The organism is Arthrobacter sp. KNU-44 (assembly GCF_051843155.1).
Classification (GTDB): domain Bacteria; phylum Actinomycetota; class Actinomycetes; order Actinomycetales; family Micrococcaceae; genus Arthrobacter.
Genome location: NZ_JBPXNG010000002.1, coordinates 2,056,640 through 2,075,401, shown reverse-complemented (window position 1 = coordinate 2,075,401; position 18,762 = coordinate 2,056,640). Strand labels below are relative to the sequence as shown.

The following is an 18,762-nucleotide window of genomic DNA, read 5'->3' as shown; positions in this document are numbered from 1 at the left end:
CTGCTGTGAATCACATCGACGACGACGACTTCAGCGGTGCCGCCAGTGACGACTTTCGCCGCACCTCCGGGGGGAAATCAGGTGGCCACGGCCACGGCCACCACTCATATAAGGTCGACCGCCCCCGCATCGAGGCGGCCGTCCGCGAGATCCTCATTGCAGTGGGCGAGGACCCGGACCGTGGCGGCCTGGTGGATACGCCGAAGCGCGTTGCCAAGGCTTACGCCGAGGTCTTCGCGGGCCTGCACCAGGATCCCGAGGACGTCCTGTCCACCACGTTCGACCTCGACCACGAGGAACTCGTGCTGGTCAAGGACATCCCGTTCTATTCCACGTGCGAGCACCATTTGGTGCCGTTCCACGGCGTCGCGCACGTTGGATACATCCCTTCCCACGAAGGCAAAGTGACGGGGCTGAGCAAGTTGGCCCGCCTCGTCGACATTTATGCCCGCCGCCCCCAGGTGCAGGAACGCCTGACCACCCAGATCGTCGAAGCGCTCGTGACCCACCTCAAGCCCAGGGGCGCGATCGTCGTCGTTGAATGCGAACACATGTGCATGTCCATGCGTGGCATCCGCAAGCCCGGCGCCAAGACCGTCACCAGCGCAGTGCGCGGGCAACTTCATGACCCGGCCACCCGCGCCGAAGCCATGAGCCTCATACTCGGAAGGTAACAAAGACCATGGATTCCCTCGCAGCAGCACCAGGAACGGGCCCGGCTACAAGCCCCCTGCCCATTCTCCGCAAACCCCGTCCAGCGGCCCGCTTCGCGGACCTCCCGGCCGACCGCACGCTCGTTATGGGAATTCTGAACGTCACGCCGGATTCTTTCAGCGACGGCGGCAAGCACCCCACGGCGGACACCGCCATCGCCCACGCATTGCGCATGCTGTACGCGGGAGCGGACATCATCGACGTCGGCGGCGAATCGACCCGCCCGGGCGCCGAGCCTGTCTCCCCGGAAGAAGAACAACGGCGGGTCTTGCCGGTGATCCAGGCACTCGTTAAGGCCGGGGCGCTCGTCAGCATCGACACGACGCACGCATCGACGGCGGCTGCGGCCGTGGAGGCCGGAGCCGCGATCATCAACGACGTTTCAGGGCTGAGCCTCGAACCTGAGATGGCCGAACTCGTCGCTCGTACCAAAGTGCCCTATGTCCTGACGCATCGCCGGGGCGACGCCGAGACGATGAACAGCCTTGCCGACTACGGCAATGTCGTGGAGGAAGTCATCGAGGAGCTCAAGGGCGTCCGGGACAAGCTCTATGCGGCAGGCGTCACGGAGGAGCAAATCATTGTGGATCCCGGCCTGGGCTTCTCCAAGGACGAGGACCAGAACTGGCAACTCCTCAAGTACATCGGCAAGCTGGATGAGCTTGGCCACAAGGTCCTGATCGGCGCTTCCCGCAAGCGATTCCTCGGGACGCTCCTGACAGTGGCCGGCAAGGCGGCAGCTCCTGAGGAGCGGGACCATGCAACCGCTGCCATCACGGCTATCAGCGCCGCGAACGGCGCCTGGGCTGTGCGCGTCCACGACGTCGGCCCCAGTCTTGACGCCGTCAAGGTCGCCGCGCGCATCAGACACTAAGTTTCGTGAACAAAGGGGGAGGAACCGGTTTGGACAAGATCACACTGACCGGAGTGACCGCCGTCGGGCATCACGGCGTCTTCGACTTCGAGCGCCGGGACGGACAGCCCTTCGTCGTCGACGCTGTGCTGTACACCGATTTCAGCAAGGCCGCGGAAACGGATGACCTGCAGTTCACGGCTCACTACGGTGAAGTGGCCGAGTACATTACGTCACTCATTTCGGGCGAGCCGCTGAACCTTATCGAGGCCCTCGCGGTGCGGATCGCCGAGGGGATTCTGGCGGGCTTCAACGTCGCCGCCGTCGATGTCACGGTCCACAAACCCAAAGCTCCCATCGAAGTCCCCTTCGGTGACGTCACTGTCAGTGTCCACAGGGAGCGTGCATGAGTTCCGGTTTCACGAAAGCCATCCTGGCCCTCGGCAGCAACCTGGGCGAGCGGAACGACACCCTGTCCACCGCCGTTGCCGACCTCGTTGATCGCCCGGAAATCCGCCTGCTCGGTGTCTCTCCCGTGGTGCAGACCAAAGCCGTGGGCGGGCCCGTGGGGCAACCGGATTTCCTCAACATGGTGATCGCCGTTGAGACCACCCTTGCGCCGCTGGAACTCTTGAAGCACTGCCACGACGTCGAACAAATGCACCACCGGGTCCGCGAGGTCCGCTGGGGCCCCCGCACATTGGACGTGGACATCATCCTCTACGGCGAACTCACGAGCGACGACGAAACGCTGACCCTGCCCCATCCGCGTGCTGCGGAGCGTGCCTTCGTGCTCTATCCATGGGCCCTCCTGGACCCTGCGGCGCGGCTCAACGGTGAAAGCGTCGCCGAGCTGGCCGCCAAGGCAGAGGACTTTCCCGGGCTTCGGCCTTTTGACGGGTTCGACGGATCCGGCAGCGTCGCTGCCGCGGGAGCGGTGGAATAGTCCATGAAGGCAATGCGTCCGCTTTTGTTGGCGATCATCGCCGTCGTTCTTGCCGCAATTGGTTGGCTGACCACCGTGCTCACAACGCGCTACAGCATGGCGACGCCGGTGCTTCCCCCTTCCGCGTTGGTGACTATGGGCTTCATTGCCGTGCTCACCTTGATCATGGGCATCCGGGTCCTGCGATGGCGCAACGGCAAGAAAAAGACCATGCTGAACCCTATCCTGGCCGCGCGAACCCTGATCCTGGCCCAGGCCTGCGCTTATGCGGGCACCGTGCTGCTGGGCTGGCATGCGGGAATCGTGATTGACCAACTCCGGCTTTGGAGCTTCCGCAGTGACCAAGGCATCTTGTGGCTCGCGCTGATCATGGGCGGCGGCGGGCTCATCATGACCGTCGTGGGGCTCGTGGTGGAGCGGTTCTGCCGAATCCCTCCGGAAGACCTGGAAGGCGGCCCCGGCGTCAGGGATTCACGTCGTGGCGAAGCCAAGGGCGAAGGCGAATATGCCTACCGCGGCGATTGATCCTCCGGGCATCCAGTGGCTGCGCGTATCGCCGAAATACGTGACGGTGCGGCTCGTCGAGTGGGCCATCCGCAACGTGATCACGATCGGCCTGTTCAGCCTGCCCTTGCTTTTCGTGGAACTCGGATGGTGGAAGTGGCCACCGCTGTGGCTAGCCGTCGCCGTTCCCGCGGCCTTTCTGCTGCTTGGCCTGTGGCGGCTCGTGTTGATCCCGAGGCAGGTCAGGGCCATCGGCTATGCGGAACGCGACGACGATCTGCTGATCCGCCGCGGCATCTTCTTCCAGCGGACCATGGTGGTTCCCTACGGCCGGATGCAGTTCGTCGATGTGACGGTTGGACCCGTCGAGCGGCTCTTGGGGCTGTGCACCCTCAAACTCCACACCGCCTCGGCTGGAACCAATGCCCACCTGCCTGGACTTCCCGCCGCTGAAGGCGCACGGCTGCGCGAGCAGCTTTCGGCCCGCGGTGAAGCGAGGCTGGCCGGGCTGTGACCCAGGAACAGACCGTGGCCGACGGCGACTGGCACCGCGTCCACCCGGCGTCGCCCTTCGTGCGGGGATGGGTGGCGCTTGCGGCGATCGTTTATTTCTTCGGCCGCGATACCTTTGAACGAGCCCTGCAAGGCCGCGGGACCATTGCCGACAACTTCAACGAACGCACGCTTTGGCTTCTGGCCGGCGGCGGCGTCGTGCTGTTGCTGGCTTTGGGGTCCTTCGTCCTCAGCTGGTATTTCACCCGGTATCAGCTTGCCGAAGGCTATGTCCGGGTCAACACCGGATTCCTGTTCAAACAGCAGCGCCAGGCTCGGCTTGACCGCGTCCAGGCCATCGACATCGTGCAGCCCCTGCTTGCCCGTATTTTCGGTCTCGCGGAGCTGAAGTTCGAGGTGGCCGACGCCGGCCACTCGGCGATGCGGCTCTCCTACCTCAGGCTCGCGCAGGCCAAACAGCTCCGTGCCACCATCCTGGGCCGGGCCGCCGGTATTGCTGACGGGAGCGAAACGGTCGATGTGCCCGAGGCGCCCGAACAGGTGGTGCTCTACGTGCCGCCTGGGAGGCTTGTCGGTTCGCTGATCCTGAGCGAGCAAAGCCTCTTCATTGTGCTCAGCGCCGTCGCTTCGGTCCTGGTGTCAGTGCTGACCGAGTCCCGGGCCTTCATCCTCTACCTGATACCAGCAATCCTCGGCTTGGGGACCGCCTACTGGCGCTCGTTCAACACGGGCTACAACTTTACGGCGGCAATTTCCCCGGACGGCATCCGGGTGCGCTACGGACTCCTGGATACCCGGGCCCAGACCGTGCCTCCCGGCCGCATCCAGGCCCTCAAGGTCACGCAGCCGCCGTTGTGGCGCATTCTCGGCTGGTATCGGATCCATGTGAACGTTGCCGGCTACGGTGAACACCACCGCAGCGAAGGCGAGCACCGGACCACGCTGCTCCCCGTCGGCCGGAAGCCTGAAGTGATGATGATGCTCTCGCTCGTCCTGCCCGATCCCGGTATCGCCGACCCTGAGCAGGTGTTCACAGCCGGGTTGACCGGCCTGGATTCCGGCGCCGGCTTCGTCACCACTCCCAAGCGTGCCTGGATTCTTTCCCCGCTGGGCTGGCGACGCAACGGCTTCCTTTCAACGGACACGGCCCTGCTGCTGCGCTCCGGCCGCTTGTGGCGGAAGTTGGTGATGGTCCCGCATCAACGAACCCAGTCGATCGCCCTCCACCAAGGTCCGTTGGCCCGGCTGTTCGGCGTGGCCGACCTCGTGCTGCATACGACGCCGGGGCCGGTGGCGCCCCGGCTCATCCAGGCAGCCACAGAGGAAGCAGTAGGTTTGTTCGACCAGCAGGCGGCCCGGGCCCGGAAAGCCCGCAAACTGCAAAACCTGGCACAGGGCAATTCCGAGCAATGGCTGGCGCAACTTCCGCCCGTGGCCATGCCGGCCCCGGCCCCGCCGACCACGCATGCCATGCAGCACGCACCGACCCAGGAGGAACCCCACCATGGCTAGGCCAGGACGACTCGGCGTAGGAATCATTGGCGCCGGCAAAGTAGGTGCCGTATTGGGTGCGGCCCTGCGCGGGGCCGAGCACGCCGTCGTCGGGGTTTCCGCAGTCTCGGAGGCGAGCCGGGAGCGGGCAGAGACGCTGCTGCCGGGGGTCCCGATCCTCGAAATCCATGAAATCGTGGAGCGGTCCGAGTTGGTGCTCCTTGCTGTTCCGGACGATGCCCTCGGCGAACTCGTGGCAGGACTGGCCAAGCTCGGAGCATGGCAGCCCGGTCAACTCGTGGCACACACTTCCGGCCGCTTCGGCGTCGGAGTGCTGAAGCCGGTCCGGGCGGCAGGTGCCATTCCGCTCGCCCTTCACCCGGCCATGACGTTCACGGGCATGAGCCTGGACCTGACCCGGCTCCTGGACTGCACCTTCGGGGTCACCGCCGACGCAGCGATGTTGCCCATCGCCCAAGCCCTCGTGGTGGAGATGGGTGCCGAACCGGTGGCCATTGCCGAGGCCGATCGCACGCTTTACCACGCAGCCCTCGCGCACAGCTCGAACCACATGGTCACCCTTGTGGCCCAGTCATCCCAACTGCTTCGGGACATCGGCGTCGACGCGCCCGAACGCATGCTCGGCCCGTTGCTCCGCGCCACCTTGGAAAACGCTCTGGCCTCAGGCGAGTCCGCGTTGACCGGGCCCGTGGCCCGCGGTGATGTGGGAACGGTGGCCGCCCATACGGAGGCCCTCAAGGAGTACGACGGCGGTGCCGGCGGCGATGTCCTCGTCGCCTACCGGGCCATGGCCCGCGCCACGGCCCGCCGGGCGGTCAATCGCGGACTGCTGAAGCAGGGCCAGTTTGGCGACATCAACAATGCCTTGGACGGCTCAGGCACGCCGGACAACGGTGAGGACCGTCCAGGCAACGACGCTGCCGGGACGCAGGAAGGAAACTGAGAATGGCCATCAAACTTGTGACCACCGCGGCGGAACTGCGGGCCGAAAGCGCGCGGTTGCTCGCGGAAAAGCGCGGCAGCTCGCAGGGCCTCGTCCCGACGATGGGAGCGCTGCACACCGGGCACGCAACGCTGGCCCGCACCGCCGTCGAGCAGAACGACGTGGTGGTGGCCTCCATCTTCGTGAACCCCCTGCAATTCGGCGAGGCCGCGGACCTCGAACGCTACCCGCGCACGCTCGATGCCGATATGGCCCTCCTGGACGCCGAGGGCGTGGATCTCGTCTTCGCCCCTTCCGTCGATGAGGTTTATCCCGGCGGAGCGCCGCTGGTCCGGGTGACCTCGGGACCGCTGGGCGAGAAATGGGAGGGTGCCTCGCGTCCCGGCCACTTCGACGGCGCCCTCACTGTGGTCGCCAAACTGCTGCACTACGGCCTGCCTGGCGGTCCAGCCGCCGACGGCGGTGCTGCCGCGTACCGTGCGTACTTCGGCCAGAAGGATGCCCAGCAGTTGGCCCTCGTGAGGAGGATGGTGGCCGATCTCAGCTTTCCAGTGGACATCGTGGCCGTGCCGACCGTGCGCAACGCGGAAGGGCTGGCGCTTTCCAGCCGGAACCGTTTCCTTTCCGAAGAAGAGCAAGAAGCGGCATTGGTGCTCTCCCGTGCTCTCCGCCTCCTCGAGTCCCGCGCCCTGGCGAACGAACCGCTCGAGCTGGACTCCGCCGTCGCGCTCGTTGAATCCCAGCCCCTGGTGAAGCTGGACTATTTCGACGTCGTCGACCCCCGCACGCTCGAACCGCTCGCCGAAAACTGCAAGGAAACTCCTTTCCGCGGTGAAGGGCTTGCGATCATTGCAGCGAAGGTCGGGCCCGTGCGCTTGATTGACAACGTGCCGCTGAGTTCCTGAACACTCTTAACTTTCGGATGCCCGTACGCAAACGTTTGGATTAAGCTGCTGACGGGAATGCGGCTGAGGCTTAGACTGTTGCAATCTTCACCGGTGCCGAGCACCGGAAACCATCGCACGCAAAGCTGAGGGATCCTCATGTCTACCGACGTCACATCAGACGCGCACGGCAAACCCAGGCCGGAAACGGCGACACAGCAAGCCAGTGACAGGATGTCGCGCGAGTCTGTCACCGTCATCGTCACGCTGCTTGTGGCCACCTTCGTGGTGATCCTCAACGAGACCATCATGAACGTCGCCTTGCAGCGGCTCATGACGGACCTCAACGTCGACGCACCCACAGTCCAGTGGCTCTCCACCGGATTCATGCTGACCATGGCCGTGGTCATACCCACCACCGGCTTCATCCTTCAGAGGCTCACCACTCGAGCTGCGTTCCTCCTTGCGATCGGACTCTTCAGCAGCGGCACCCTCCTCGCGGCGCTAGCCCCGGGTTTTGGAGTGCTCTTATTGGCGCGGATCGTCCAAGCGGGCGGCACAGCGATCATGCTCCCGCTGCTGATGACAACCATTTTGACCCTGGTGCCCCTGTCCCGCCGGGGTGCGGTGATGGGTAACGTGACCATCGCAATTTCGGTTGCGCCGGCGCTGGGCCCCACGGTTTCCGGCATCATCCTTGACCACTTCTCGTGGCGATTCATGTTCGTCTTCGTGCTTCCGGTGGCCTTGCTGGCCATGGGCATCGGTGCCAAGTTCCTCACGAACGTTGGCGAGCGAGGCAATGTGAGGCTGGACTTCGTCTCGGTGGTCCTGACCGTTCCTGCGTTCGGCGGGTTGGTCTATGGGCTGAGCCAGATCGGTGGCCACGCGGGAGCAAGTGCCGTGCCGATCGTTGCGCTGGTGATCGGTGTCTTGTGCATGGTGGCGTTCGTTTTCCGTCAGCTCAAGTTGCAGAAGTCCGACGCGCCCTTGCTGGACCTCAGGGCATTCAACTTCCGCATGTTCACGGTGTCGGTCCTGCTCATGGTGGTTGCCATGATGGCCCTGTTCGGCGGAGTGATCCTGCTGCCGCTCTACCTCCAGAACGTCCTCCACCTGCAGCCGATGGAGACCGGCCTGGCTCTCCTTCCGGGCGGGTTGGCGATGGGTCTGCTCGGGCCGGTTGTCGGCAGGTTGTTCGACAAGATAGGTCCGCTCCCGCTGACTGTGACAGGTTCCGTCCTGCTGGTAGTCACGCTGTGGCAGTTCTCGATGCTCACCGCGGATAGCCCCTTGTGGTGGGTCGTGGTCCTGTACGCAGTACTCAGCCTGGGCTTGGCTTTGCTGTTCACGCCGGCGTTTACCACTGGCCTCAACCCGCTCCCGCCCCACCTCTACTCGCATGGCTCGGCCATCATGAGCACGCTGCAGCAGGTGGCGGGAGCCGCTGGGACGGCACTCCTGGTTTCAATCTTCGCCGTGGTCTCGGCCTCGTCCGGCTTTGTCGCAGGGATGCAGGCCGCCTTCCTGACAGCCACTTTGATTGCGGTGCTTGCCGTAGTGCTGTCCACCATGATGCGCAAGACCGAGGGCGAAGCCGGGCACTAGTCCGCTTTGTTTGCTGGTGCGGCGCGTTGTTTGTGACGCACGGCATGTTTGTGGCTTGCGGCCCTAAAGGCTTTCAACCAGGTGGTGCTGGGCCCGAAATCGCCGTGTTGTAGCGGGTTTTGGAGCGCAGGATGGTGGTGCGGGGGTGATTTGCGCCGAGTCTTCGGGGTGTGTAAAGTAGTTCGAGTCGCCGCCGCTGATGCGGAAAAATTGCGACAGACTCCCTTCCAAATGGAAACCAAATTTCTGGTTCGCTTTTGTGCGTTCCGGTGTGGTTTCCGGGGGTCACGGATGATGTTTTGTCCGTTGCAGTTCCCGGGATCGGGAGTTGTGCGGAGAGAGCGCGTCTGGTAAGTTTGGGAAGTTGCTCCGGAGCGATCCTGGACCCTGTGGGGTGTGGGTGGTGCCGGGTGTGTCTGTTGTTTGAGAACTCAATAGTGTGCCAAGTTTGTTGATACCGATTTTTTATTAAATTGGTTGTTTTGGCTGGTTCCGTGTCGCTTTGGTGGCGTGGGGCTGGTTTTTTACAGCTGGTTTCAAATTTTGTGCAGCTCTTCTGCCGTTATTTCCGGTGGTTGTGGTTGTGTCTGTTTTTGTTTTACTTCAACGGAGAGTTTGATCCTGGCTCAGGATGAACGCTGGCGGCGTGCTTAACACATGCAAGTCGAACGATGATCTCCAGCTTGCTGGGGGGATTAGTGGCGAACGGGTGAGTAACACGTGAGTAACCTGCCCTTGACTCTGGGATAAGCCTGGGAAACTGGGTCTAATACCGGATACGACTGCTCCGCGCATGCGGTGGTGGTGGAAAGCTTTTGCGGTTTTGGATGGACTCGCGGCCTATCAGCTTGTTGGTGGGGTAATGGCCTACCAAGGCGACGACGGGTAGCCGGCCTGAGAGGGTGACCGGCCACACTGGGACTGAGACACGGCCCAGACTCCTACGGGAGGCAGCAGTGGGGAATATTGCACAATGGGCGAAAGCCTGATGCAGCGACGCCGCGTGAGGGATGACGGCCTTCGGGTTGTAAACCTCTTTCAGTAGGGAAGAAGCGAAAGTGACGGTACCTGCAGAAGAAGCGCCGGCTAACTACGTGCCAGCAGCCGCGGTAATACGTAGGGCGCAAGCGTTATCCGGAATTATTGGGCGTAAAGAGCTCGTAGGCGGTTTGTCGCGTCTGCTGTGAAAGACCGGGGCTCAACTCCGGTTCTGCAGTGGGTACGGGCAGACTAGAGTGATGTAGGGGAGACTGGAATTCCTGGTGTAGCGGTGAAATGCGCAGATATCAGGAGGAACACCGATGGCGAAGGCAGGTCTCTGGGCATTAACTGACGCTGAGGAGCGAAAGCATGGGGAGCGAACAGGATTAGATACCCTGGTAGTCCATGCCGTAAACGTTGGGCACTAGGTGTGGGGGACATTCCACGTTTTCCGCGCCGTAGCTAACGCATTAAGTGCCCCGCCTGGGGAGTACGGCCGCAAGGCTAAAACTCAAAGGAATTGACGGGGGCCCGCACAAGCGGCGGAGCATGCGGATTAATTCGATGCAACGCGAAGAACCTTACCAAGGCTTGACATGAACCGGTAACGCCTGGAAACAGGTGCCCCGCTTGCGGTCGGTTTACAGGTGGTGCATGGTTGTCGTCAGCTCGTGTCGTGAGATGTTGGGTTAAGTCCCGCAACGAGCGCAACCCTCGTTCTATGTTGCCAGCGCGTGATGGCGGGGACTCATAGGAGACTGCCGGGGTCAACTCGGAGGAAGGTGGGGACGACGTCAAATCATCATGCCCCTTATGTCTTGGGCTTCACGCATGCTACAATGGCCGGTACAAAGGGTTGCGATACTGTGAGGTGGAGCTAATCCCAAAAAGCCGGTCTCAGTTCGGATTGGGGTCTGCAACTCGACCCCATGAAGTCGGAGTCGCTAGTAATCGCAGATCAGCAACGCTGCGGTGAATACGTTCCCGGGCCTTGTACACACCGCCCGTCAAGTCACGAAAGTTGGTAACACCCGAAGCCGGTGGCCTAACCCTTGTGGGGGGAGCCGTCGAAGGTGGGACCGGCGATTGGGACTAAGTCGTAACAAGGTAGCCGTACCGGAAGGTGCGGCTGGATCACCTCCTTTCTAAGGAGCACCATTATCGCTCCCTGTCCGGCCGCATGGTTGGTTGGGGGGTGTGTGGAAGCAAAGCCCATTGCGCAGGCGTCTGTTCTGCGGTGGGTGCTCATGGGTGGAATATCAGCAGATAGCGGCCGGTTGGTTCTTGTCCGCCCCTAGTACGGATGCTCTTTGAGTGTCTTGGAACGGTGCGGGTGGGGGGTGGCCGGTTTTCGTGTTTGGCACACTGTTGGGTCCTGAGGCAACAGGGCCGTGGCGTGGGGTGCGTGGCCTGTGAGGGTTGCGTGGTTTCCGTGGTGCGGGTTTGTGTGTTTCTGGTTTCCTGGCTGCATGGTCTTCGTGCGTTCGTGGTTGTTCTTCGTCTTTGGTGGCGGGGGTGGCCGGGTGCGGGGGGGTGTGGTACGGGGTTGTTGTTTGAGAACTACATAGTGGACGCGAGCATCTGATACGGGCCGGCCTTCGGGTTTGGTTCGTGTCATACAGCAATTTCTTTTTATGAACCTGGATCCGGCCATGCTTTGGTGTGGCGGTTTCTGTGGTTCTCTCGAGAAGTTTTTTGATCTTGTGTGGTCAAGTTTTTAAGGGCACACGGTGGATGCCTTGGCATTAGGAGCCGAAGAAGGACGTAGGAATCTGCGATAAGCCTGGGGGAGTTGATAACCGAACGGTGATCCCAGGATGTCCGAATGGGGAAACCCCGCCAGACGCGCTTGCGTGATCTGGTGACCCGCATCTGAACACATAGGGTGCGTGGGGGGAACGCGGGGAAGTGAAACATCTCAGTACCCGCAGGAAGAGAAAACAAGAGTGATTCCGTTAGTAGTGGCGAGCGAACGCGGATGAGGCTAAACCGTTCCATGTGTGATAGCCGGCGGGCGTTGCATGGGCGGGGTTGTGGGACTTTCCGTACTGGTTCTGCCGGACCGGTGGGGTGAGAGCATGGACATAGGTGAACGGTCTTGAAAGGCCGGCCGGAGAGGGTGTTAGCCCCGTAACCGTAATGTTGTGTGCCGCCTGGAGAGGATCCCAAGTAGCACGGGGCCCGAGAAATCCCGTGTGAATCTGTCAGGACCACCTGATAAGCCTAAATACTTCCTAATGACCGATAGCGGACCAGTACCGTGAGGGAAAGGTGAAAAGTACCCCGGGAGGGGAGTGAAACAGTACCTGAAACCGTGTGCTTACAATCCGTCGGAGCAACCTTGTAGTTGTGACGGCGTGCCTTTTGAAGAATGAGCCTGCGAGTTAGTGTTACGTCGCGAGGTTAACCCGTGTGGGGTAGCCGTAGCGAAAGCGAGTCTGAATAGGGCGAGTGTAGTGGCGTGATCTAGACCCGAAGCGGAGTGATCTACCCATGGCCAGGTTGAAGCGACGGTAAGACGTCGTGGAGGACCGAACCCACTTCAGTTGAAAATGGAGGGGATGAGCTGTGGGTAGGGGTGAAAGGCCAATCAAACTCCGTGATAGCTGGTTCTCCCCGAAATGCATTTAGGTGCAGCGTTGCGTGTTTCTTGCCGGAGGTAGAGCTACTGGATGGCCGATGGGCCCTACAAGGTTACTGACGTCAGCCAAACTCCGAATGCCGGTAAGTGAGAGCGCAGCAGTGAGACTGTGGGGGATAAGCTTCATAGTCGAGAGGGAAACAGCCCAGACCACCAACTAAGGCCCCTAAGCGTGTGCTAAGTGGGAAAGGATGTGGAGTTGCGAAGACAACCAGGAGGTTGGCTTAGAAGCAGCCATCCTTGAAAGAGTGCGTAATAGCTCACTGGTCAAGTGATTCCGCGCCGACAATGTAGCGGGGCTCAAGTACACCGCCGAAGTTGTGGATTTCAGATAGTAGACAAGCCTTCGTGGTTCAGTCGTCTGGAGTGGTAGGGGAGCGTCGTGTGGGCGGTGAAGTCGCGGTGTAAACCAGCGGTGGAGCCTACACGAGTGAGAATGCAGGCATGAGTAGCGAAAGACGGGTGAGAAACCCGTCCGCCGAATGATCAAGGGTTCCAGGGTCAAGCTAATCTGCCCTGGGTAAGTCGGGACCTAAGGCGAGGCCGACAGGCGTAGTCGATGGACAACGGGTTGATATTCCCGTACCGGCGAAGGACCGCCCATGCCAAGCGGGGGATACTAACCGCCCGGAGCCTGCCCAATCACCCTTGTGGTGTGCGGGTTTTGGCCGAGCGCGGGACCTGATCCCGGGAGGTAAGCGTATTAACAGGTGTGACGCAGGAAGGTAGCCGGGCCGGGCGATGGTTGCCCCGGTCTAAGGATGTAGGGTCAGCGATAGGCAAATCCGTCGCTGTGTCTTTGATGACGTTCCTGAGATCTGATGGGACCCCCGTCATGGGGGGATCCGGTGATCCTATGCTGCCTAGAAAAGCATCGGCGCGAGGTTCCAGCCGCCCGTACCCCAAACCGACACAGGTGATCAGGTAGAGAATACCAAGGCGATCGAGAGAATTATGGTTAAGGAACTCGGCAAAATGCCCCCGTAACTTCGGGAGAAGGGGGGCCCCAACCTTGAACACCACTTGCTGGTGGGAGGGGATCGGGGCCGCAGAGACCAGGGGGAAGCGACTGTTTACTAAAAACACAGGTCCGTGCGAAGTCGCAAGACGATGTATACGGACTGACTCCTGCCCGGTGCTGGAAGGTTAAGAGGACCGGTTAGCCGCAAGGCGAAGCTGAGAATTTAAGCCCCAGTAAACGGCGGTGGTAACTATAACCATCCTAAGGTAGCGAAATTCCTTGTCGGGTAAGTTCCGACCTGCACGAATGGAGTAACGACTTCCCCGCTGTCTCAACCATAAACTCGGCGAAATTGCAGTACGAGTAAAGATGCTCGTTACGCGCAGCAGGACGGAAAGACCCCGAGACCTTTACTATAGTTTGGTATTGGTGTTCGGAGTGGCTTGTGTAGGATAGGTGGGAGACGTTGAAGCCCGGACGCCAGTTCGGGTGGAGTCATCGTTGAAATACCACTCTGGTCACTTTGGACATCTAACTTCGGCCCGTGATCCGGGTCAGGGACAGTGCCTGATGGGTAGTTTAACTGGGGCGGTTGCCTCCTAAAAAGTAACGGAGGCGCCCAAAGGTTCCCTCAGCCTGGTTGGCAATCAGGTGTCGAGTGTAAGTGCACAAGGGAGCTTGACTGTGAGAGAGACATCTCAAGCAGGGACGAAAGTCGGGACTAGTGATCCGGCGGTACATTGTGGAATGGCCGTCGCTCAACGGATAAAAGGTACCTCGGGGATAACAGGCTGATCTTGCCCAAGAGTCCATATCGACGGCATGGTTTGGCACCTCGATGTCGGCTCGTCGCATCCTGGGGCTGGAGTAGGTCCCAAGGGTTGGGCTGTTCGCCCATTAAAGCGGTACGCGAGCTGGGTTTAGAACGTCGTGAGACAGTTCGGTCCCTATCCGCTGCGCGCGCAGGAAATTTGAGAAGGGCTGTCCTTAGTACGAGAGGACCGGGACGGACGAACCTCTGGTGTGTCAGTTGTACTGCCAAGTGCACCGCTGATTAGCTACGTTCGGATGGGATAACCGCTGAAAGCATCTAAGCGGGAAGCTCGCTTCAAGATGAGATTTCCATGCACCTCGTGTGTGAGAGGCCCCCAGCCAGACCACTGGGTTGATAGGCCGGATGTGGAAGACAGGACTAAAGACTGTTGAAGCTGACCGGTACTAATAGGCCGACAACTTACACCACACAAACACGATCACTGCTTGCGTCCACTATGTGGTTCCCGAACAACAAACCCGTTGCTCCAGGAACCAAACAACTGAACAACAACACCACAATGTTGTAACCACGTATCTTCCCACCCCGCACCTGCGGGGACGGGTAACAGGGTTACGGCGGTCATAGCGTGGGGGAAACGCCCGGTCCCATTCCGAACCCGGAAGCTAAGACCCACAGCGCCGATGGTACTGCACCCGGGAGGGTGTGGGAGAGTAGGACACCGCCGGACAACCATTAACGGCCAGGCCCCGACACCACGTGTCGGGGCCTGACCCATTTAACCACCCCCGACCCCAAACCCCGGCCCGGCTGACGTGAGCGGGGGTTTCCGATCGGGACGCATAGGTGAGCGGGGGTTTGGGATATCAAACCCCGGCTCACCTATGGGCCGGTTCCCACGATCGCCCGCTCACCTATCACCCGGTTCCCACCAACGCCCGCTCACCTATGAGCGGGAAATCCCAAACGCCGGCTCATCTATGAACCTCCCCGAGATACAGGTTCGCGGCACCCGTAAATATCCGGCGCCGGCGCAGATTTGCCCGGCCATGACCTGCTCGTGCAGGCGCTTGGCGGTCTGATGAGTATCACCGGCCATCCGGAAGGAGAACCCAGCAAGGTTGGGGTTGCCCTGGTTGACGTCCTCACCGGGCAGAATGCCCTAGCGGGGATCCTGATGGCGCTGCGGGTACGCGACGCCACAGGGACTGGCCAGCAGGTACAGGTCAACCTCCTCTCCTCGCTCCTGGCAGCATTGGTGAACCAGGGCGCGGCCACCTTGGCCACCGGCAATTCGCCTGGCAAGCTCGGCAATGCACACCCCAGCATCGCCCCATATGAGACATTCCGCACTGGCGGCGGCACGCTCGCCATCGCGGTCGGCAACGATCGGCAATTTGCTGCGCTGGCGTCAGTCCTAGGGCTCTGGGGCTCGCCCGAGCAAGCGAGATTCCTCACTAACGAACGCAGAGTAGCGTCCCGTGAGGAGCTTCGTATTGTGATCTAGGCAGCCCTTCATGCTGACACTGCTGCGAATTGGCAATGGAAATTCCTCGTTGCAGGCGCTCCTGCGGGCAGGGTAAACAGCGTCATGTTAACGCCAACCGAAAATAGGGCCATTAGTGCCAATTGAAAACGGGGCCACGGGGTTGTGGTTCTATTGTGCCGTACTGGCGGCGGGTTGGTGTTTTTTGAGCCGGTAGCTGTTGCCTTTGAGGCTGATGACCTCGGCGTGGTGGACGATCCGGTCGATCATGGCCGAGGCGATGGTCAGGTCTCCGAAGACGTCGCCCCAGCGGGCGAACGGGAGGTTCGACGTCAGGATCATGGAGGCGTGTTCGTAGCGGCTGGAGACGAGCTGGAAGAACAGGTTCGCGGCGTCCTGATCGAACGGGATGTAGCCGACTTCATCGACCACCAGGAGGCTGTAGCGGCGGAGTTTGACCAGTTCCTGGGCGAGTTTCCCGCGTGAGTGGGCTTCCTGGAGCCGTGCGACCCAGCCGGTCGCGGAGTCGAAGAGGACCCGGTGCCCGGCCTTGGCTGCCTTGATGCCGATGCCAACCGCGAGATGGGTTTTGCCCGTGCCGGGTGGCCCGAGCAGGACCACGTTTTTGGCTTCGGAGAGGAACACCCCGGTGCCCAGGTGCGCGATGAGGTTCCGGTCCGCGGAGGGCTGGTGGTCGAAGTTGAACTCTTCGAGGTCCTTGTGGGCTGGGAATCTCGCGGCCTTGATCCGGGTCGCCGCGCCGGAGGCTTCGCGTTCGGAGACTTCACGGGAGAGGACCGCGGCCAGGTACTCCTCATGGGACCAGCCGGCGTCCCGGGCCTGGTCCCCGAGCCGGCGGAACCCATCACTGATCCGTGGTGCGCGCAGGGCGCGGGCGTAGTACTCGATCTGTGACGGTGTCCCGCTCATGAGGCCACCTCCAAGACCAGGTCCGGCTGCTGGCCGAGGTCGATGCCGAAGATCTCGTCATAGGCGCCAGATCCCGCACCTCTACTGCTTCCTCGGGCTCGGGGCGGTGGACTCTTTGGGTTCGGAAGTCTCGGCGCATCACCGCCGCGCGGGCCACATGGACCGGATCAGTCACCACGAGATGCCGGGCCCACGCCCGGACATGGGTGGCGATGATGACCCGTCATGGGTGACCCAGACGGTGTCCAGATCAGCGACGACATCAACGATCCGCCCAATGAACGAAGGGTCCACCGAATAGTCATTGGAGAACACCCGCACGTAGTAATCCCGCGGCAACCGCACCGCGTTGCGGAACACCGACTCCGGGCTCACCGGCGGCAGTTCCCGCATCCTTTCCCGGTCCAGGACGATCAGCTCGTCAGGGCGGCCGTGGCGGGACCGGGAGTACCGGTGGTTGGCCTTGGGCAGCCAGTCCTCGAGCTGGCCGTTGAAGTCCGCTGGTGAGCGGAAGTCCCGGCCCGGCATGAAGCATTGGCGGAAGAACCTGTTCATACGTTCGACCATGCCCTTGGACTCCGGATCCCGCGGCGGAAGCAGCTTGATCTCCACCCCCAGGGAACCCGCGAACGCGGCCACCGGCTCCGTCGGTTTGCGCCTTCCGATGCCGGACTCGTTGTCCCACAACAGCCGCGACGGAACCGCCTGCGCATCCTGCAGCAGAGTCCACATTCCGCCCAAAAGGTCCGGCGTCGTTCGCGACGGCAGCATCCGCGCCTGGATGAAACCCGAGAACGCCGAGGTCATCACCAGCACCGGCGGCGTATCGGACTGCCCCTCACCGACGGGCAGCGGCTCGTGCGGGAACCCCGGCTCGTGGACCAAACGGTCGGCCGGGTCCGGCGGCGCATATTCGGGCCGGATCGCCGCGACCTTCGCCCGGAACAACGACGCGGAACCGGACCAGCCAACCCGCTCCGCCAGCGTCGCGGCCGGCATCGTCGGCGTCTTCACCAACAACTCCCGCACCCTGGGAGCAAACGCATCAAAACTCGACACTCCGGATGCCCGCTGATACTTCGGCGCCCGGTCCGCCTCCAGCGCCCGGTCCACCGTTCCGCGGGAAACCCCCACGATCCTGCCGATCTCACGCTTCGAGTGCTTGCCTGTCGAAAACAGGTGGCGTATCTCCGCCCAATCATCCAAATTGATCACCTTCCATAATGGTCGGTGGCCCTATTTTCAGTTGGCGTTCCTGGCCCTATTTTCGGTTGGCGTTAACAGCGCCAGCGAGGCTTTCGATTCGGCTGAGAGCCTGGGACTGGAGCCGTCAATCGTTGTCACTGATCCCGCCACAGGCCGGGAATCCCGGCAGTGGGCCGATCCCATCCGGCTGTCCGCAGCAGCACCGAGCTACCGGCAAGTTCCCCGGCCCTTGGCGAGCACCAAGGGGCCACCTTCGCTGGCCATTCCCCAAACACATCCGTGAAAGGCGCATGAATGTCCGATATCAGCGATCTGATTGACTTTGATTCCCTCCTTAGCGCGGACGAACGTGCGCTGCGCGATTCGGTGCGCGCCTTCGTGAAGAGCGAAATCAAACCCCACATACGGTTCGGGTGAACAGAAGGCGGAATGGCTACAGGCGATGGCCGCGGGGGAAGCGATCGGCTGCTTCGGACTGACGGAACCCACGGCGGGATCAGATCCGGGTGGCATGACTACCTTCGCGCACCGCGACGGAGGCGACTGGATCCTCAACGGATCAAAGCGCTGGATCGGCCTGGCGTCGGTGGCCAAAGTCGCCATCATCTGGGCCCAGACCGACGACGGCGTCCGCGGCTTCGTAGTCCCAACCGAGACCCCTGGATTCACGGCTACCCCCATCGAGCCGAAACTGTCCATGCGAGCCTCCATCCAATGCGACATCGAATTGTCCGATCCGCGACTGCCCGAGAGTGCGGTACTGCCGAACGCCGTCGGGCTCAAGGGGCCCTTCCCCTGCCTGGACGAGGTGCGCTATGGAATCATCTGGGCGCCGCCGGCGATGCGTTCGAAGTAGCACTCGACTATTCCAAGGAACGCCTGCAGTTTGGCAGGCCGCTGGCCGGTTATCAGCTAACGCAGCAGAAGTTGGTTGACATGGCCCCGGAGATCAACAAGGGATTCCTCCTCGCCCTGCACCCCGGGCGCATGAAGGACGGCGGCACGTTGCAACCGGACCAGATCTCGGTCGGCAAACTGAACAACTGCCGCGAAGCCATCAAAATTGCGCGGGAAGCCAGGACCATCCTCGGCGGTGACGGAATCACGCTGGACCACTCACCTTTGCGGCATCACGGGTATGGCCGCCTTCCGTTAGGCGGGGCCCGACGGCGGAAACCGAGTTCCGTCGTCGCCGTGGCGTACCGATCAGGTTTGTCGGTCAGCTTGAGCGGGGGAATAGCAGTGCGTCAGCGCTGGATTTGCGCGGGGTGCGGAAGCCGTGTAATGTCTTCTAAGTCGCCGCGA

The 18,762-nt window shown here is 61.8% G+C and carries 14 protein-coding genes, 3 rRNA genes and 1 pseudogene; 16 read left to right on the top strand and 2 right to left on the bottom strand.

The window, feature by feature from the left end:
• Nucleotides 1-5: 5 nt before the first annotated feature.
• The 14 genes from folE (at nucleotide 6) to ACSVHC_RS10545 (ending at nucleotide 15,342) form a co-directional block, all read left to right on the top strand.
• Nucleotides 6-674: a GTP cyclohydrolase I FolE gene (folE, locus tag ACSVHC_RS10610; RefSeq protein ID WP_437772028.1), complete on the top strand. Its 669-nt coding sequence runs from the start codon at nucleotides 6-8 to the stop codon at nucleotides 672-674.
• Nucleotides 675-682: 8 nt separating this feature from the next.
• Complete coding sequence (folP, locus tag ACSVHC_RS10605; RefSeq protein ID WP_437772029.1) at nucleotides 683-1,588, top strand: dihydropteroate synthase; 906 nt, start codon at nucleotides 683-685, stop codon at nucleotides 1,586-1,588.
• A 29-nt stretch (nucleotides 1,589-1,617) separates the two neighbouring features.
• Complete coding sequence (gene folB, locus ACSVHC_RS10600; RefSeq protein ID WP_236814085.1) at nucleotides 1,618-1,977, top strand: dihydroneopterin aldolase; 360 nt, start codon at nucleotides 1,618-1,620, stop codon at nucleotides 1,975-1,977.
• On the top strand, nucleotides 1,974-2,513 hold the full coding sequence (folK, locus tag ACSVHC_RS10595) for a 2-amino-4-hydroxy-6-hydroxymethyldihydropteridine diphosphokinase (protein ID WP_437772030.1): 540 nt from the start codon (nucleotides 1,974-1,976) through the stop codon (nucleotides 2,511-2,513). Before folB ends, folK begins: the two co-directional genes overlap by 4 nt.
• Before the next feature lie 3 nt (nucleotides 2,514-2,516).
• Nucleotides 2,517-3,038, top strand: a complete 522-nt coding sequence (locus tag ACSVHC_RS10590) for a DUF3180 domain-containing protein (RefSeq protein ID WP_437772031.1) — start codon at nucleotides 2,517-2,519, stop codon at nucleotides 3,036-3,038.
• On the top strand, nucleotides 3,019-3,531 hold the full coding sequence (locus ACSVHC_RS10585) for a PH domain-containing protein (RefSeq protein ID WP_437774109.1): 513 nt from the start codon (nucleotides 3,019-3,021) through the stop codon (nucleotides 3,529-3,531). The genes ACSVHC_RS10590 and ACSVHC_RS10585 overlap by 20 nt, the downstream gene beginning before the upstream one ends.
• A complete protein-coding gene (locus ACSVHC_RS10580) occupies nucleotides 3,528-5,042 on the top strand; it encodes a PH domain-containing protein (RefSeq protein WP_437772032.1) in 1,515 nt (504 codons plus the stop codon). Before ACSVHC_RS10585 ends, ACSVHC_RS10580 begins: the two co-directional genes overlap by 4 nt.
• Entirely contained in the window at nucleotides 5,035-5,985 is a 951-nt protein-coding gene (locus ACSVHC_RS10575) for a Rossmann-like and DUF2520 domain-containing protein (RefSeq protein ID WP_437772033.1), read from the top strand. Before ACSVHC_RS10580 ends, ACSVHC_RS10575 begins: the two co-directional genes overlap by 8 nt.
• A 2-nt stretch (nucleotides 5,986-5,987) precedes the next feature.
• On the top strand, nucleotides 5,988-6,890 hold the full coding sequence (panC, locus tag ACSVHC_RS10570) for a pantoate--beta-alanine ligase (protein WP_437772034.1): 903 nt from the start codon (nucleotides 5,988-5,990) through the stop codon (nucleotides 6,888-6,890).
• A 138-nt stretch (nucleotides 6,891-7,028) separates the two neighbouring features.
• Nucleotides 7,029-8,477 carry a DHA2 family efflux MFS transporter permease subunit gene (locus tag ACSVHC_RS10565; protein ID WP_437772035.1) on the top strand — a complete coding sequence of 483 codons (1,449 nt, stop codon included), beginning with the start codon at nucleotides 7,029-7,031 and terminating at the stop codon, nucleotides 8,475-8,477.
• Between the two features lie 603 nt (nucleotides 8,478-9,080).
• Nucleotides 9,081-10,603: ribosomal RNA gene (locus ACSVHC_RS10560) — 16S ribosomal RNA — on the top strand.
• Between the two features lie 562 nt (nucleotides 10,604-11,165).
• Nucleotides 11,166-14,303, top strand: a 23S ribosomal RNA gene (locus tag ACSVHC_RS10555).
• 145 nt (nucleotides 14,304-14,448) lie between these two features.
• A 5S ribosomal RNA gene (gene rrf / locus ACSVHC_RS10550) occupies nucleotides 14,449-14,565 on the top strand.
• The 16S, 23S and 5S rRNA genes sit together here, the layout of an rRNA operon.
• A gap of 288 nt (nucleotides 14,566-14,853) precedes the next feature.
• The gene (locus ACSVHC_RS10545) at nucleotides 14,854-15,342 is read left to right on the top strand and encodes a CoA transferase (protein ID WP_439181384.1); all 489 of its coding nucleotides are present in this window, start codon (nucleotides 14,854-14,856) and stop codon (nucleotides 15,340-15,342) included.
• Nucleotides 15,343-15,492: 150 nt separating this feature from the next.
• Here the strand turns inward: ACSVHC_RS10545 and istB are convergent, their stop codons facing one another.
• A complete protein-coding gene (gene istB / locus ACSVHC_RS10540) occupies nucleotides 15,493-16,251 on the bottom strand; it encodes an IS21-like element helper ATPase IstB (protein WP_124090085.1) in 759 nt (252 codons plus the stop codon).
• A gap of 171 nt (nucleotides 16,252-16,422) precedes the next feature.
• Nucleotides 16,423-17,457: an IS21/IS408/IS1162 family transposase gene (locus ACSVHC_RS10535; RefSeq protein ID WP_437772037.1), complete on the bottom strand. Its 1,035-nt coding sequence runs from the start codon at nucleotides 17,455-17,457 to the stop codon at nucleotides 16,423-16,425.
• A 294-nt stretch (nucleotides 17,458-17,751) separates the two neighbouring features.
• On the opposite strand from ACSVHC_RS10535, the gene ACSVHC_RS10530 reads away from it, so the two are divergent.
• The gene (locus tag ACSVHC_RS10530; protein ID WP_437772038.1) at nucleotides 17,752-17,874 is read left to right on the top strand and encodes a hypothetical protein; all 123 of its coding nucleotides are present in this window, start codon (nucleotides 17,752-17,754) and stop codon (nucleotides 17,872-17,874) included.
• Nucleotides 17,861-18,588 (top strand): annotated as a pseudogene (locus ACSVHC_RS10525) (acyl-CoA dehydrogenase family protein); the annotation flags it as partial. The gene ACSVHC_RS10530 and the pseudogene ACSVHC_RS10525, both read left to right, overlap by 14 nt.
• Nucleotides 18,589-18,762: the final 174 nt, after the last annotated feature.